Source organism: Listeria cossartiae subsp. cayugensis, assembly GCF_014229095.1.
GTDB lineage: Bacteria > Bacillota > Bacilli > Lactobacillales > Listeriaceae > Listeria > Listeria cayugensis.
In genome coordinates this window covers 1,383,622-1,397,946 of record NZ_JAARZC010000001.1, presented here as the reverse complement: position 1 = coordinate 1,397,946, position 14,325 = coordinate 1,383,622, and the positions used below count along the sequence as shown (strand labels likewise).

General features: G+C 43.0%; 8 protein-coding genes, 21 tRNA genes, 1 rRNA gene and 1 riboswitch. Of the genes, 29 read left to right on the top strand and 1 reads right to left on the bottom strand.

Translation table 11 applies throughout. The features are described from left to right. From rrf to HCB49_RS06930, 27 genes are all read left to right on the top strand, one after another. A 5S ribosomal RNA gene (gene rrf, locus HCB49_RS14490) occupies positions 1–76 on the top strand; the annotation flags it as partial. Positions 77–85: 9 nt separating this feature from the next. After that, positions 86–158 (top strand) — tRNA-Val (locus HCB49_RS07055). Positions 159–166: 8 nt separating this feature from the next. Beyond that, a tRNA-Thr gene (locus HCB49_RS07050) sits at positions 167–242 on the top strand. Positions 243–281: 39 nt separating this feature from the next. Further along, positions 282–354, top strand: a tRNA-Lys gene (locus tag HCB49_RS07045). 6 nt (positions 355–360) lie between these two features. Next, positions 361–442: transfer RNA gene (locus tag HCB49_RS07040), tRNA-Leu, on the top strand. A 15-nt stretch (positions 443–457) separates the two neighbouring features. Further along, positions 458–529: transfer RNA gene (locus HCB49_RS07035), tRNA-Gly, on the top strand. A 21-nt stretch (positions 530–550) separates the two neighbouring features. Continuing rightward, a tRNA-Leu gene (locus tag HCB49_RS07030) sits at positions 551–636 on the top strand. 9 nt (positions 637–645) lie between these two features. Further along, positions 646–719 (top strand) — tRNA-Arg (locus HCB49_RS07025). A gap of 10 nt (positions 720–729) precedes the next feature. Further along, positions 730–803: transfer RNA gene (locus HCB49_RS07020), tRNA-Pro, on the top strand. A 17-nt stretch (positions 804–820) separates the two neighbouring features. After that, positions 821–893, top strand: a tRNA-Ala gene (locus tag HCB49_RS07015). Positions 894–943: 50 nt separating this feature from the next. Beyond that, positions 944–1,017 (top strand) — tRNA-Met (locus tag HCB49_RS07010). A gap of 11 nt (positions 1,018–1,028) precedes the next feature. Beyond that, positions 1,029–1,102, top strand: a tRNA-Ile gene (locus HCB49_RS07005). A gap of 22 nt (positions 1,103–1,124) precedes the next feature. Further along, positions 1,125–1,214 (top strand) — tRNA-Ser (locus tag HCB49_RS07000). A 43-nt stretch (positions 1,215–1,257) separates the two neighbouring features. Beyond that, positions 1,258–1,331: transfer RNA gene (locus HCB49_RS06995), tRNA-Met, on the top strand. A gap of 4 nt (positions 1,332–1,335) precedes the next feature. Next, a tRNA-Asp gene (locus tag HCB49_RS06990) sits at positions 1,336–1,411 on the top strand. A 4-nt stretch (positions 1,412–1,415) separates the two neighbouring features. Then, a tRNA-Phe gene (locus HCB49_RS06985) sits at positions 1,416–1,488 on the top strand. A gap of 28 nt (positions 1,489–1,516) precedes the next feature. Beyond that, positions 1,517–1,589 (top strand) — tRNA-His (locus HCB49_RS06980). A gap of 24 nt (positions 1,590–1,613) precedes the next feature. Continuing rightward, positions 1,614–1,684, top strand: a tRNA-Gly gene (locus HCB49_RS06975). 24 nt (positions 1,685–1,708) lie between these two features. Further along, positions 1,709–1,782 (top strand) — tRNA-Ile (locus HCB49_RS06970). A 6-nt stretch (positions 1,783–1,788) separates the two neighbouring features. Further along, positions 1,789–1,861: transfer RNA gene (locus HCB49_RS06965), tRNA-Asn, on the top strand. 34 nt (positions 1,862–1,895) lie between these two features. Beyond that, positions 1,896–1,986, top strand: a tRNA-Ser gene (locus tag HCB49_RS06960). A 5-nt stretch (positions 1,987–1,991) separates the two neighbouring features. Beyond that, positions 1,992–2,063: transfer RNA gene (locus HCB49_RS06955), tRNA-Glu, on the top strand. A gap of 64 nt (positions 2,064–2,127) precedes the next feature. Continuing rightward, on the top strand, positions 2,128–3,303 hold the full coding sequence (locus HCB49_RS06950; protein ID WP_185604481.1) for an MFS transporter: 1,176 nt from the start codon (positions 2,128–2,130) through the stop codon (positions 3,301–3,303). Positions 3,304–3,379: 76 nt separating this feature from the next. After that, positions 3,380–3,486: riboswitch (SAM riboswitch) on the top strand. A 106-nt stretch (positions 3,487–3,592) separates the two neighbouring features. Then, the gene (gene metE, locus HCB49_RS06945) at positions 3,593–5,890 is read left to right on the top strand and encodes a 5-methyltetrahydropteroyltriglutamate--homocysteine S-methyltransferase (protein ID WP_185604521.1); all 2,298 of its coding nucleotides are present in this window, start codon (positions 3,593–3,595) and stop codon (positions 5,888–5,890) included. Between the two features lie 21 nt (positions 5,891–5,911). Beyond that, a complete protein-coding gene (locus HCB49_RS06940; protein WP_185604480.1) occupies positions 5,912–7,036 on the top strand; it encodes an aminotransferase class I/II-fold pyridoxal phosphate-dependent enzyme in 1,125 nt (374 codons plus the stop codon). Next, positions 7,029–8,201: a cystathionine beta-lyase gene (gene metC, locus HCB49_RS06935; protein WP_185604479.1), complete on the top strand. Its 1,173-nt coding sequence runs from the start codon at positions 7,029–7,031 to the stop codon at positions 8,199–8,201. The genes HCB49_RS06940 and metC overlap by 8 nt, the downstream gene beginning before the upstream one ends. Next, entirely contained in the window at positions 8,198–10,051 is a 1,854-nt protein-coding gene (locus HCB49_RS06930; protein WP_185604478.1) for a bifunctional homocysteine S-methyltransferase/methylenetetrahydrofolate reductase, read from the top strand. The genes metC and HCB49_RS06930 overlap by 4 nt, the downstream gene beginning before the upstream one ends. Positions 10,052–10,083: 32 nt before the next feature. Here HCB49_RS06930 and HCB49_RS06925 read toward each other — a convergent pair whose 3' ends face one another. Beyond that, the gene (locus HCB49_RS06925) at positions 10,084–11,022 is read right to left on the bottom strand and encodes a 1,4-dihydroxy-2-naphthoate polyprenyltransferase (protein WP_185392756.1); all 939 of its coding nucleotides are present in this window, start codon (positions 11,020–11,022) and stop codon (positions 10,084–10,086) included. A gap of 174 nt (positions 11,023–11,196) precedes the next feature. Between HCB49_RS06925 and HCB49_RS06920 the strand changes: the two genes are divergently transcribed. Both HCB49_RS06920 and menD read left to right on the top strand, forming a co-directional pair. Next, the gene (locus HCB49_RS06920; protein WP_185554458.1) at positions 11,197–12,585 is read left to right on the top strand and encodes an isochorismate synthase; all 1,389 of its coding nucleotides are present in this window, start codon (positions 11,197–11,199) and stop codon (positions 12,583–12,585) included. Continuing rightward, a complete protein-coding gene (gene menD, locus HCB49_RS06915) occupies positions 12,582–14,324 on the top strand; it encodes a 2-succinyl-5-enolpyruvyl-6-hydroxy-3-cyclohexene-1-carboxylic-acid synthase (RefSeq protein WP_185604477.1) in 1,743 nt (580 codons plus the stop codon). The genes HCB49_RS06920 and menD overlap by 4 nt, the downstream gene beginning before the upstream one ends. Position 14,325: the final 1 nt, after the last annotated feature.

Genomic DNA, 14,325 nt, shown 5'->3' with positions numbered 1-14,325 from the left:
CGAACACGGTAGTTAAGCTTCTCCGCGCCAATGGTAGTTGGGGGCTTCCCCCTGCGAGAGTAGGTCGCTGCCGGGCAGTATTTCTGGAGGTTTAGCTCAGCTGGGAGAGCATCTGCCTTACAAGCAGAGGGTCAGCGGTTCGATCCCGTTAACCTCCATTTTTTATGCCGGCTTAGCTCAGTTGGTAGAGCAACTGATTTGTAATCAGTAGGTCGCGAGTTCGACTCTTGCAGCCGGCACCATTTATATTATCTTTATAATAGTATATATATTATTGTAGAGAGCCGTTAGCTCAGTTGGTAGAGCATCTGACTTTTAATCAGAGGGTCGCTGGTTCGAACCCAGCACGGCTCACTTTTTGCGGGTGTGGCGGAATTGGCAGACGCACCAGATTTAGGATCTGGCGCCGCGAGGCGTGGGGGTTCAAGTCCCTTCACCCGCACTTATTATGCAATATGCGGAAGTAGTTCAGTGGTAGAACATCACCTTGCCAAGGTGGGGGTCGCGGGTTCGAACCCCGTCTTCCGCTTGTTTACAAAAGTTCCAATATGCCGGGGTGGCGGAACTGGCAGACGCACAGGACTTAAAATCCTGCGGATAGTGATATCCGTACCGGTTCGATTCCGGTCCTCGGCACTTATTTTTGCGCCCATAGCTCAACTGGATAGAGTACTTGACTACGAATCAAGCGGTTAGAGGTTCGACTCCTCTTGGGCGCACTTTATTAAACGGGAAGTAGCTCAGCTTGGTAGAGCACTTGGTTTGGGACCAAGGGGTCGCAGGTTCGAATCCTGTCTTCCCGATAGTTTAATTTTATTATGGGGCCTTAGCTCAGCTGGGAGAGCGCCTGCTTTGCACGCAGGAGGTCAGCGGTTCGATCCCGCTAGGCTCCACTTGCTTCACATTTAACCACATAAATAGAAAATGGTAGCCTTATTATTATGGCGGCGTAGCTCAGCTGGCTAGAGCGTTCGGTTCATACCCGAAAGGTCGTGGGTTCGACTCCCTCCGCCGCTATTTTCAATCTTGGACCTTTAGCTCAGTTGGTTAGAGCAGACGGCTCATAACCGTCCGGTCGCAGGTTCGAGTCCTGCAAGGTCCACTTGTCACTTTATTATTATCATGGAGGAATACCCAAGTCTGGCTGAAGGGATCGGTCTTGAAAACCGACAGGCGGGTAATACCGCGCGGGGGTTCGAATCCCTCTTCCTCCGTTTTTTCACTTGTGATATGTGGACTAAAATTTAATATTATTGTCGCGGGGTGGAGCAGTCTGGTAGCTCGTCGGGCTCATAACCCGAAGGTCGTAGGTTCAAATCCTGCCCCCGCAATAGTGGTTCCGTGGTGTAGGGGTTAACATGCCTGCCTGTCACGCAGGAGATCGCGGGTTCAAATCCCGTCGGGACCGCCATTATGGCTTGGTAGCTCAGTTGGTAGAGCACTTGATTGAAGCTCAAGGTGTCGGCAGTTCGATTCTGTCCCAAGCCATTCTTTTTTTAAACATTTTTGCCTTATGGCGGATATGGCGAAGTGGTTAACGCACCTGATTGTGGTTCAGGCATTCGTGGGTTCGATTCCCATTATCCGCCCTTTGTTTTTTATAATTATATTATGCGGGTGTAGTTTAGTGGTAAAACTACAGCCTTCCAAGCTGTTGTCGTGGGTTCGATTCCCATCACCCGCTTTTTACCATAAATAGTTTTACTGAGGGCCTATAGCTCAGCTGGTTAGAGCGCACGCCTGATAAGCGTGAGGTCGATGGTTCGAGTCCATTTAGGCCCATTTTATTCCACAGTAGCTCAGTTGGTAGAGCAATCGGCTGTTAACCGATCGGTCGCAGGTTCGAGTCCTGCCTGTGGAGTTATTCTTTTAATGAGAATAGAATTTTTATATCTGGGGAAGTACTCAAGTGGCTGAAGAGGCGCCCCTGCTAAGGGTGTAGGTCGCTCGCGCGGCGCGAGGGTTCAAATCCCTCCTTCTCCGCCAGATATGGCCCGTTGGTCAAGCGGTTAAGACACCGCCCTTTCACGGCGGTAACACGGGTTCGAATCCCGTACGGGTCATCCTAAAAAACAATGTCGATTATGACATTGTTTTTTTATTTACTATGTTTTGGGAGGTAGCTTAATGGGATCAAAAGGGAAGTTTTGGATTTTGACGATGGTTGTGGCGATTTCAGGGCTGTCACAAGGAGTGTTATTGCCGCTGATTGCGATAATATTGGAGGAGAATGGTATTAGTGCTGGGATTAATGGATTTCATGCTACTGGTATCTATTTAGGGGTGTTACTTATTTCTCCGTTTATTGAGGCGCCACTTCATAAATATGGTTATAAGCCGATTATTTTAGTTGGGGGAGGGCTAGTTGCGGTTGCGATTTTGGCTTTTCCTATTTGGTTTAATTTGTATTTTTGGTTTATATTACGGTTGCTTATTGGCGTGGGAGATCATATGTTGCATTTTTCGTCGCAAACTTGGATTGGTGCTATGAGTGATGCAAGTAAGCGTGGCCGGAATATGGCTATCTATGGTTTGTTTTTCTCACTTGGATTTGCGATTGGACCGCAACTTGTCAATTTGGCAGAAATAAATGCTAACTTACCGTTCTTTTTATCTGGGATTTTAGTGTTGATTGCTTGGGGGCTAGTTTGGTTTATTCGAAATGATTTTGTTGGAGAAAAGGCGGTTATTCGGAAAATTTCTTTTTGGGGGAGTTTAAAGCGCTTTTCAGATGTTTTTAAATTAGCTTGGGTCGCGATGATCCCGCCGTTTTTGTATGGAATTTTGGAGACGGGGTTGAATGCGACGTTTCCGGTTGTGGGGCTTCGTGATGGACTCGATACGATGATGATAGCAATGATAATTTCTTCTTTTTCGGTGGGAACGATTATTTTTCAAGTGCCAATTGGGATTGTTAGTGATAAATTTGGGCGTGGAAAAGTGTTGCCGCTTTTGACCGGAGCAGGGGCGGTTGTTTTTGTGTTGACTGCTTTTGTTAAGCTGCCTGTTTTTTATGTGATTTTCTTCTTTGTTTTGGGGATATTACTGGGGTCGCTTTACTCGCTGGGGTTGTCTTACATGACTGATTTGACGCCGCTGGAACTGCTTCCGGCTGGGAATATTTTGGTTGGTATGTGCTTTAGCTTGGGGAGCATTATTGGGCCGAGTGCGACTGGAATGATGATTGGGATTTTTGGAAATCAAATATTTTATTTTGTGGTGGCAGGAATGCTTGTTTTAGGCTGTTTGTTGTTAGCTTTTGGAGCACGGAAAGATGCTTTAGAAAAGAAAATGGAAATTTAATGATTGACAGTTTTTAGGTGCAAGTGGTATGATGATTTCAATCCAATTTAAGTGATTAAAAAAACTAAATAAATTGCTCTTATAATGAGTGGTAGAGGGACTGGCCCGTTGAAACCCGGCAACCTTTCAATACGTTGAAAAGGTGCTAAATCCTGCGAAGTGTGATGCTTCGAGAGATAAGAGAGACTTAAAAAGTTTCAGTGTATTTGTGTATCGAAACTTCCAAACCTCTCTAGTTCTCTAGGGAGGTTTTTTATTGGCAAAAAATCGAGAGGATAAGGTGATAGGTATGGTAAAGGCGATTAGTTCAAACTTGGGGTATCCGAGACTTGGGGAGAAACGTGAATGGAAACGTGCACTAGAAAAATTCTGGAACGGTACGATTTCGGAAGAGGAATTGTTGACTGAAACGAAGGCTCTACGATTGCATGCGTTGAAAAAGCAACAAGACAAAGGGATTGATTTGATTCCGGTTGGTGATTTTAGTTTTTATGATCAAGTACTTGATACGAGTGTGACATTTGGGATTATTCCAAAACGTTTTCAGCATGATGGTGGGAAAGTTTCGCTAAATACATATTTTGATATTGCACGTGGTAAAAGTGATGCGGTTGCTTCTGAAATGACTAAATGGTTCAATACTAACTATCACTATATTGTTCCTGAACTGGCTGATGCGGATCCGAAAGTGTTGGATAATCGGGCGCTTTATTATTACGAAGAAGCGAAGAAAGAGCTTGGTATTGAAGGAAAGCCAGTGCTTGTTGGGCCTGTTACGTACTTAAAACTTGGAAAAGGGAACGATGCAGAAAATTTTGAAGCGTTATTAGATAAATTTATTCCGGCGTATGTGGAAATTCTGAAAGAGCTTGAGGGGGCTGGTGCTAAGTGGGTGCAAATTGATGAACCTTATCTGGCAACTAGCTTTGATAAATCAGAAATTAAGTTATTTGAAAAAGTGTATCAGGCGTTTCAAACCGCGGTACCTAATTTGAAAATCGAGTTACAAACTTATTTTGAAAGTTTGGATTATTATGAAGAGGTTGTTAATTTACCAGTAGCGGCGATTGGAATTGATTTTGTTCATGATCATGGCGATTCGCTCAAAGCGTTGAAGGCTCATGGGTTCCCGGAAGATAAATATTTAGCGGCTGGTGTGATTGATGGTCGTAATGTTTGGCGGAGTGACTTGGATGCAAAACTTTCGCTACTTACTGATATTGCGGATTATGTGGCGGATGGGAAATTGATTGTTCAACCTTCGAACTCCTTGCTGCACGTGCCAGTAACGAAGCTAAGTGAGCCAGATTTGGATGAAGTAATTCTTGGTGGTTTATCGTTTGCTGATCAGAAATTAGACGAGATTGCTATTTTGACAAAGGCTTTGACGGATGGTGCGGAAAGTGTAGCCGCTGAACTAGCAGAATCTCGTGCTGCAGTGACGGCGCTCAATGAATCTAGTCATCGAAATAATTTAGAAGTTCAAGAAGCGATTGCTAATTTGAAAAATGTACGAGTGGACCGGGAGTTACCATTTGCGGAACGGATTAAGTTGCAACATGCTTGGTTGAAATTACCGCTCTTCCCAACGACCACAATCGGAAGTTTTCCACAATCACCGGAAGTACGGAAAACGCGAGCTGATTGGTTAAAAGGTCATATTACGGATGCGGAATATAATGCTTTTATTGAAAAGGAAACGGCGCGCTGGATTAAAATTCAAGAGGATTTAGATATTGATGTATTGGTCCACGGCGAATTTGAACGGACTGACATGGTAGAATATTTCGGGCAAAAATTGGCTGGATTTCAAGCAACAAAATTTGGTTGGGTGCAATCATATGGTTCGAGAGCAGTTCGTCCGCCACTTATCTATGGAGATGTTGCTTTTACAGAAGAAATTACCGTGAAAGAAAGTGTCTATGCCCAGTCGTTAACGAAACGTCCGGTCAAGGGAATGCTTACTGCGCCAGTCACTATTATCAATTGGAGTTTTGTTCGTGATGATGTTCCTGAAAGTGTTGTAGCGAATCAAGTTGGACTCGCACTTCGTAAAGAGGTAGAAGCCTTAGAACGTAATGGTATTAAAGTGATTCAAGTCGATGAGCCGGCTTTACGTGAAGGTTTGCCGCTGAAACAAGCTAGATGGGAAAAATATTTAAATGATGCGGTTTATTCGTTTAAATTAACGACTGCTTCAGTGCAAAATGATACGCAAATTCATACGCATATGTGTTATTCGGATTTTGACGATATTATTGATACGATTAGTGCTTTGGATGCGGATGTTATTTCGATTGAAACGTCAAGAAGCCACGGGGAGATTATTTCGACATTTGAAGAAGTGACGTATGATAAGGAGATTGGCCTTGGAGTTTATGATATTCATAGTCCGCGTGTTCCGACTGTATCAGAAATTCAAGATAATATTCGCCGGGCGTTACGAGCAATTGATGCGAAACAGTTTTGGATTAATCCGGATTGTGGGTTGAAAACGCGGAAAGAGCCTGAAACGATTGCGGCGCTGCAAGATATGATTAAAGCGACTAAAGAAGTTCGTGCGGAATATCAAGTATTAGAGAAATAAAGGAATGGAGGAGAGGTAATTATGGCAAAGCTGAAACAAGAGACGATAGCAGCGCAAATTGGAAATAGAAAATGTGAAAGAACGGGTGCTGTCAATATGCCAGTCTACTTCTCTACAGCTTACCAGCATGCCGATCTTGGAGTATCAACGGGGTATGATTATACTAGAACTGGAAATCCGACGAGAGATGCTTTGCAAGAAGCACTCGCGGAACTCGAAAATGGAACGCATGCTTTTGCAACGAGTTCGGGGATGAGTGCGATTCAACTCGTTTTTCAGCTTTTTAAAACCGGCGAACATATTATTAGCTCGCAGGATTTGTACGGGGGGACTTTTAGATATTTTGAACAGTTTGGTGCGCAATATCAGATTGGATTTTCTTATTGGGACGGGGCGGAGATTGCTGCTTTGGAAAAATTGATTCGTCCAGAAACGAAGGCGATTTTTATTGAGACGCCGACGAATCCTTTAATGCAGGAAACGGATATTGCGGCTGTTGCGAAATGGGCACATGGGCATGATTTGCTTGTGATTGTGGATAATACATTTTATACGCCGGTTTTACAGCAACCTTTAACGTTAGGTGCGGATATTGTCATCCATAGTGCGACGAAGTATCTTGGTGGGCATAATGATGTGCTGGCCGGGGCGGTTATTGTGAAAGAGGCACAGCTTGGAAAATTCTTTTTTGAGCAGTTGAATGCGACGGGGACGGTGCTATCGCCATTTGATAGTTGGTTATTGATTCGTGGACTGAAGACGCTGGTTTTACGTGTGAGACAGCATCAAGCGAATGCGCAGAAAATCGCGGCGTTTTTGGAAGAGCATGAGCTGGTGGAGGAAGTGCGCTATCCGGGACGCGGGGGGATGATTAGTTTCTTTATTCAAGATGCGGCGCTCGTATCGCCACTTTTGAAAGAGCTGGAATTGTTTACTTTTGCGGAAAGTTTAGGCGGGGTGGAGAGTTTGATTACTTATCCGACGACGCAAACGCATGCGGATATTCCGGTGGAGTTACGAAATTCTTATGGGCTGACGGATAAATTGTTGCGTATTTCGGTTGGGATTGAAGCGAGTGAGGATTTAATTGCTGACTTGGCTAAGGCGCTTGATACGGTTTTGGAAGGGGTGACCGCTCGTGGCTAAAGAATATGCGCAAGATACGGCTGTGATTAAAGCGAGTTTAGGGATTGATAAAGAAACCGGTGCGCTAAATACGCCGATTCATTTATCATCTACTTTTCACCAGCATGACTTTGATAATTACCATGCCTATGATTATGCGAGAAGCGGGAACCCAACCAGAGAAAAAGTGGAACAGGCGATTGCGGAACTGGAAGGCGGAACGGCTGGTTTTGCTTTTGCAAGTGGGATGGCGGCTGTTTCTGCGGCGCTTTTTACCCTTTCAAAAGGGGATCATTTTATTATTGCGAAAGATGTGTATGGTGGGACGTTTCGTTTAGTGGAGCAAGTGTTGCCGCGTTTTGGGATTACGCATACGTTTGTTGATACGACTAATATTGACGAGGTTGCGAAGGCTTTTCAGGTAAATACAAAATTGGTTTATTTGGAAACGCCGTCTAATCCGCTGCTACATGTGACGGATATTCGCACGGTGGCCAAACTTGCGAAAGCGAATGGGTGCTATACGTTTGTTGATAATACGTTTTTAACACCGCTGATTCAAAAGCCGTTAGAGCTAGGTGCGGACTTGGTTATCCATAGTGCGACAAAGTTTCTAGGTGGGCATAGTGATATTCTGGCGGGGCTAGTTGTTACAAATAATCCTAGTTTAGCCGAAGCGGTATATTTTTTGCAAAATTCGACTGGTGGAGTTCTTGGTGTGCAGGATTCGTGGTTGTTATTGCGCGGACTAAAAACACTTTCGGTGCGGATGAAGGCTGGAACGGAGACGGCGGAGAAAATTGCGTTATTTTTAAATGCGGAACCAGATGTGGTTGCGGTGCATTATCCGGGGTTGCCATCGCATGCGGGTTATGACATTCAAGTGGAACAGGCAACAAGCGGCGGGGCTGTTTTATCGTTTGATTTAGGCAGTGAAGAAGCAGTGCGGGAACTTGTAACACATTTGGAATTGCCGGTATTTTCTGTGAGTTTGGGAGCAGTGGAGAGTATTTTATCGTATCCTGCGAAAATGTCTCATGCGGCTGTTCCGGAAGAGGACCGTTTGGCACAAGGGATTACACCAGGATTATTACGTTTTTCAGCTGGTTTAGAAGATGCCGATGATTTAATTGCTGATTTGAAACAAGCACTTTCATTCATTAAGAAAGGAAGTGTCGTGAAATGAACTTAAGAAAAGATTTAAGTGAAAAAGTATTAATTGCTGATGGCGCGATGGGTACTTTACTTTATTCTTATGGGGTGGATCGTTCGATTGAAGAGCTGAATTTGTCACATCCGGAAGATATTGTCGCGATTCATAAAGCGTATATTGGTGCTGGGGCGGATATTATCCAAACGAATACGTATGGTGCCAACTATATTAAATTAGCGCGATATGGTTTAGAGGATGAAGTGAAGCGAATTAATCAAGCGGCAATTCGGTTAGCGAAGGAAGCGGCTAGAGGGACTGGGACGTATATTTTTGGCACGATTGGCGGGATAAATGGAGCCGTGGATGCAAGGCTTCCGGCGGCTCCACTTGAAGAAATTAAGCGTAGTTTTAGGGAGCAGCTATACTGTTTTTTGTTAGATGGTGTGGATGCAATTTTGCTCGAAACGTACTATGATTTAGATGAACTTAAAACGGTGTTAAAAATTCTTCGAGAAACAACGGATTTACCAGTGGTTGCGAATGTTTCGATGCATGAACCGGGAATATTGCAAAATGGACAGAAATTACCAGATGCGCTAGAGGAATTGATTGCGCTTGGGGCGGATGTCGTTGGTATCAATTGCCGGCTTGGTCCGTATCACATGGCGCGTGCTCTGGAGACAGTGCCTCTTTATGATAAGGCCTATTTGGCTGTTTATCCGAATGCCAGTTTGCCAGAAGTGCAAGAAGGCAAAGTGATTTATCAATCGGATACGGATTATTTTGCTCATTACGGGGAGGTTTTCCGGCAAGAAGGTGCTAGAATTATTGGTGGTTGTTGTGGAACGACGCCAGACCATATCCGCGCTTTACGTAAAGGATTACAATCAACGAAACCAATTTTTGAAAAAGAAGTTCGACCGATTTTGGAGCTTGTTCCAGAAGAAGTGGAGGATGCGGAGTCAGGTGAACGTTTACTTGATAAAGTGAAGGAACGCTTGACGATTTTAGTTGAACTAGATCCGCCACGGACTTTTGATACGGCGAAATTTTTTGAAGGGGCCAAAGCGCTTAATGAGGCGGGGGTTGATGCAATTACCATTTCGGATAATTCGCTTGCCACACCGCGGATTAGTAATATGGCGCTGGCGTCGATTTTGAAGCATGAGTATGGCATTAAACCGTTGATTCATTTGACGACGCGGGATCATAATTTGGTTGGGATGCACTCGCATGTGATGGGATTCCATAAATTGGAACTGCATGATGTGCTGGCGATTACTGGCGATCCAACGAAAGTAGGCGATTTTCCCGGTGCTTCGTCGGTGTTTGATTTAAGATCAGTGGAATTAGTTCAGCTGATTAAAAAGTTTAATGATGGGATTTCTTATACTGGGAAGTCGCTGAAAGAAAAAGCGCGATTTCATGTTGGTGCAGCCTTTAATCCGAATGTACTGAACTTAGAAAAAGCGGTTCGATTAATTGAGCGAAAAGTGGAATATGGTGCCGATTATATTATTACCCAGCCAATTTATGATGTAAATAAAGCTGTTTTATTAAAGGAAGCCTTGCAAAAAGCAAACATTGATGTGCCACTTTTCATTGGGGTTATGCCATTATTATCTAGTCGGAATGCGGAATTTCTGCATAATGAAGTTCCTGGTATTCGTTTGACGGATGAGGTGCGGGAGCGAATGAGAGAGGCGGAAGAGCACGGTCATGCTAATGAGGAAGGGATGGCGATTGCTCGCGAGTTAGTGGATGCTATTTGTGCGCATTTTCAAGGAATTTATATTATTACGCCATTTTTACGCTATGATTTATCGATAGAACTTGCGAAATATGTTCAAAACAAACAGCAAGTTCAAATTGTTTCTAAATAAAAAACTGGTTGTCACGATGACAACCAGTTTTTTTACATGAATAAGTTACGAGATAATAGGCTTAATAGATAAGCGAGTGCAAGTGTAATACCGAAGATTGTTAATGCTTTGGAAGTCGATTTCATGGCTGGTACCATTGTGATTGGCGATGTTTTACCGATGAAACGACGCACGGCACGAACTGCTTCTGGCAAGCTAAGTAAAATTAACAGCGTCCACCAAGGAGCATCTTGCGTAAAAATAAGCGAGATTTCAAAGACGTAACTGAAAAGAAATGCTGCTGCAAAAAGAACGGTTGCCCATTTGCGGCCAAGTAAGATAGCTAAGGTTAAGCGACCATTTTTCTTATCAGGGACTAAATCACGAATACTATTAGCAAGTAATAAGTTACCAACGAGTACCATTACTGGAATGGATACGTATACGATAAACATGCTAATGAATTCGGCTTGGATGTAGAAGGAGATGAACGTAATAATTCCTCCCATAAAGAAGCCGGCCATAATTTCACCAAATGGCGTATAGGCGATGGGGTAAGGTCCGCCTGTATAAAGGAAACCAACCAACATACATATAGCGCCAAGTAGACCAACATACCAATTAAGTTCGATGGATAAATAAACGCCACCAAGAATTGATAAAATGTATAAAAAGATTGCGAGGAACAAAATAAAGCCCGGGCGCATACCATTACGAACGATAGCACCACCATTTCCAACCGAGTGCTCATCATCTTGCCCTTTTTTATAATCAAAATATTCATTGAATAAATTGGCGGATGTTTGTATAAAGAAACAAGCAATTAGCATGACGATAAAACGTGTAAAATGAAAACTGGTGTAGCTCATTGCGACCGATGTTCCAAGAAATACCGGAACAAAAGAGGCTACAAGTGTATGAGGACGAAGTAATGTCCACCATTTTTGAAATCCAGTTTGTTTCGTAAGTGCAGATTTTGAGGCATTAGCCATGTTTTTCTCTCCTTTTTCACTTCCATATGTTTCAGATGTCTACCCTTCATTTTAGGGAAATAATGCAAGAACGTCAATAATTATTGCCGAAATGAAAGAAAAAACGCAAACCAAGCAGTTTAGCTCCATTTTTGGTATAATAGAAGATGTGAATGTAAAAGGAGAGATAAGCATATGAATACTAAATTGCCTCTTGATTTATTTAATCAAGCGAAACGTAGCGCAAGCCAAGATCAACCGGCTCTATTTAGCTGGGTAACTGAGTTAGATGAATTAGTGTCTCCAGTCAAATTGTTTAAAAAAGCTGGTACGGCTTTTAAAGGTGAACGTTTTTTCTGGCAAAATCCAGAAACGACGCTGACGATGACCGGTTTTGGTGTAACGAAACAATTTTTGGCGGAGAAGAAAAAAGATGCTTTTCTTGGACTGCAAGAGAAAATTGAAAAAAGGCTGCGCACGAGTGTAACGAATGCAACTGTGGATGCAACTGGCCCAATTTACTTTGGTGGTTTTGCCTTTGATCCTGAGCGTGATACAGAGAAAGAATGGCAAAGTTTCAAAGATGGCTTGTTTTACTTACCGTTATTTATGTTGACGAATAAAGATGGTAAAAGCTACTTAACCGTCAACTTGTCTATTTACTCAGATGATACGGAAAGTAAGTTAGAAGCTGTTTTTAATCAATGGCAAAAAATCATTCATCAAGAGGTTAATGAAGCTGAAATGGCGTTACTTACAGATTTTAAGGAGATTGGCAAAGACCATTTTCTAGAAACTGCGAGTGAAATTATCGATATGATTAATCATTCAGAAGACGTGAAAAAAGTTGTTCTAGCTAGACGCATGGGGCTACGGTTCCAGCGCCAAGTAGATAGTGCAATTATTTTGGAAAATATGCTAGCAACACAAGAAAATAGTTATTTCTTCCTCATTGAAAAGGGAACAGGGGTCTTTTTCGGGGCAACTCCGGAAAGATTACTTGCTGTGAACGGGGATACGATTCATTCGTCATGTGTAGCTGGTTCTACGGAGCGCGGGGCTACTGAAGAGGCGGATGATGCGCTAGGTAATGCGCTACTACAAGACGCGAAAAATTTACGAGAGCATTCCTATGTGGTCCAAATGATGGAAGAAACGTTAAAACCATTTACAACAGGGCTATCGTTATCTAGCCAACCTGTACTTTTGAAGAATCGCGATATTCAACATTTATATATGAATATTTCCGCGAAGAAAAAACCAGAAGTTTCGATGTTAGAAATGGTGAAAGCTCTTCATCCAACGCCAGCACTTGGCGGCTTACCTCAAAAAATGGGGCTAGCCATTATTCGGATGAAGGAAGAAATGGACCGTGGATTTTACGGTGCCCCAATCGGTTGGATAGATTTAAAAGGTTCTGGTGAGTTTGCTGTAGCCATTCGTTCCGGCTTAATTGTTGATTCACAAGGATTAATCTATGCTGGTTGTGGGATTGTTGGTGATTCTGTACCACAAGAAGAATTAAAAGAAACGGCGGTTAAATTCCAACCGATGTTACGCGTATTAGGAGGCATAAAGAAATGACAAACCACGAACAAGTGCTGACAGATTATTTAGCTGCATTTATTGAGGAGCTTGTGCAAGCCGGTGTGAAAGAAGCAATTATTAGCCCGGGTTCACGTTCTACTCCGCTTGCACTGATGATGGCAGAACATCCGATTTTGAAGATTTATGTGGATGTTGACGAACGCTCGGCTGGCTTTTTTGCCTTAGGTCTGGCGAAAGCATCGAAACGTCCAGTTGTTCTGCTTTGTACTTCGGGAACGGCAGCAGCGAATTATTTCCCAGCAGTTGTCGAAGCAAATTTATCGCAAATCCCGTTAATTGTTTTAACTGCCGATCGTCCGCATGAGCTTCGAAATGTTGGCGCTCCGCAAGCGATGGATCAGTTGCATTTATACGGTTCGCACGTCAAAGATTTTACCGATATGGCACTTCCTGAAAACAGTGAAGAAATGCTTCGTTATGCAAAATGGCATGGCAGTCGCGCGGTGGATATTGCGATGAAAACCCCACGTGGCCCAGTTCATCTTAACTTTCCATTGCGGGAACCACTCGTACCAATTTTAGAACCATCTCCATTTACCGCTACCGGAAAAAAACATCATCACGTACATATTTATTATACGCATGAAGTGTTGGACGATAGCTCAATTCAAAAAATGGTCACCGAATGCACTGGTAAAAAAGGCGTCTTCGTTGTAGGTCCGATGGATAAAAAAGAATTGGAACAGCCAATGGTTGATTTAGCAAAAAAACTAGGTTGGCCAATTTTAGCGGATCCACTTTCTGGGTTGCGCTCTTACGGGGCAGTAGATGAAGTCGTGATTGACCAATATGATGCGTTTTTAAAAGAAGCAGATTTTTTGGCTAATTTAACACCAGAAGTCGTGATTCGTTTTGGGAGTATGCCTGTTTCTAAACCACTTAAAAATTGGTTAGAACAACTGGCGGATATTCGTTTTTACGTGGTGGATCCTGGGGCTGCTTGGAAAGATCCGATTAAAGCAGTAACAGACATGATTCACTGTGATGAGCGATTTTTAGTCGATATTATGCTACAAAATATGCCAGACGATGCGAAAAATGCCGCATGGTTAAATAGATGGACTTCTTACAATAAAGTTGCCCGTGAAATCGTTTTGTCAGAAATGGCGAATACAACCACTTTAGAAGAAGGCAAGATTGTTGCAGAATTACGTCGCTTGTTGCCTGATAAAGCAGGCTTGTTTATTGGTAATAGTATGCCGATTCGCGATATCGATACGTATTTTTCGCAAGTTGATAAGAAGATAAAAATGCTCGCAAACCGCGGGGCGAACGGTATTGATGGAGTTGTTTCTTCGGCGCTAGGTGCTAGTGTTGTGTTCCAACCGATGTTTTTACTGATTGGCGATTTATCGTTTTATCATGATATGAATGGCTTGCTGATGGCTAAAAAATATAAGATGAATCTGACTATTATTATCGTCAATAATGACGGTGGTGGGATATTCTCATTTTTACCGCAAGCCAATGAACCGAAATATTTTGAGTCGTTATTTGGTACTTCAACTGAGCTTGATTTCCGGTTTGCTGCTGCATTTTACGATGCGGACTATCATGAGGCGAAAACGACTGATGAGCTGGAAGAAGCAATTGATAAAGCTGGTTACCACAAAGGTTTGGATATTATCGAAGTGAAAACAAATCGGCATGAAAATAAAGCAAATCACCAAGCGCTTTGGACAAAAATTGCGACTGCATTAAAGGCGTTAGATTAAG

Bases quoted from the DNA above. Each gene is read 5' to 3' on its own strand.
- HCB49_RS06930 (WP_185604478.1), top strand. From the start codon at position 8,198: ATGAACTTAAGAAAAGATTTAAGTGAAAAAGTATTAATTGCTGATGGC.
- HCB49_RS06925 (WP_185392756.1), bottom strand. From the start codon at position 11,022: ATGGCTAATGCCTCAAAATCTGCACTTACGAAACAAACTGGATTTCAA.
- menD (WP_185604477.1), top strand. From the start codon at position 12,582: ATGACAAACCACGAACAAGTGCTGACAGATTATTTAGCTGCATTTATT.
- HCB49_RS06920 (WP_185554458.1), top strand. From the start codon at position 11,197: ATGAATACTAAATTGCCTCTTGATTTATTTAATCAAGCGAAACGTAGC.
- HCB49_RS06950 (WP_185604481.1), top strand. From the start codon at position 2,128: ATGGGATCAAAAGGGAAGTTTTGGATTTTGACGATGGTTGTGGCGATT.
- HCB49_RS06940 (WP_185604480.1), top strand. From the start codon at position 5,912: ATGGCAAAGCTGAAACAAGAGACGATAGCAGCGCAAATTGGAAATAGA.
- metE (WP_185604521.1), top strand. From the start codon at position 3,593: ATGGTAAAGGCGATTAGTTCAAACTTGGGGTATCCGAGACTTGGGGAG.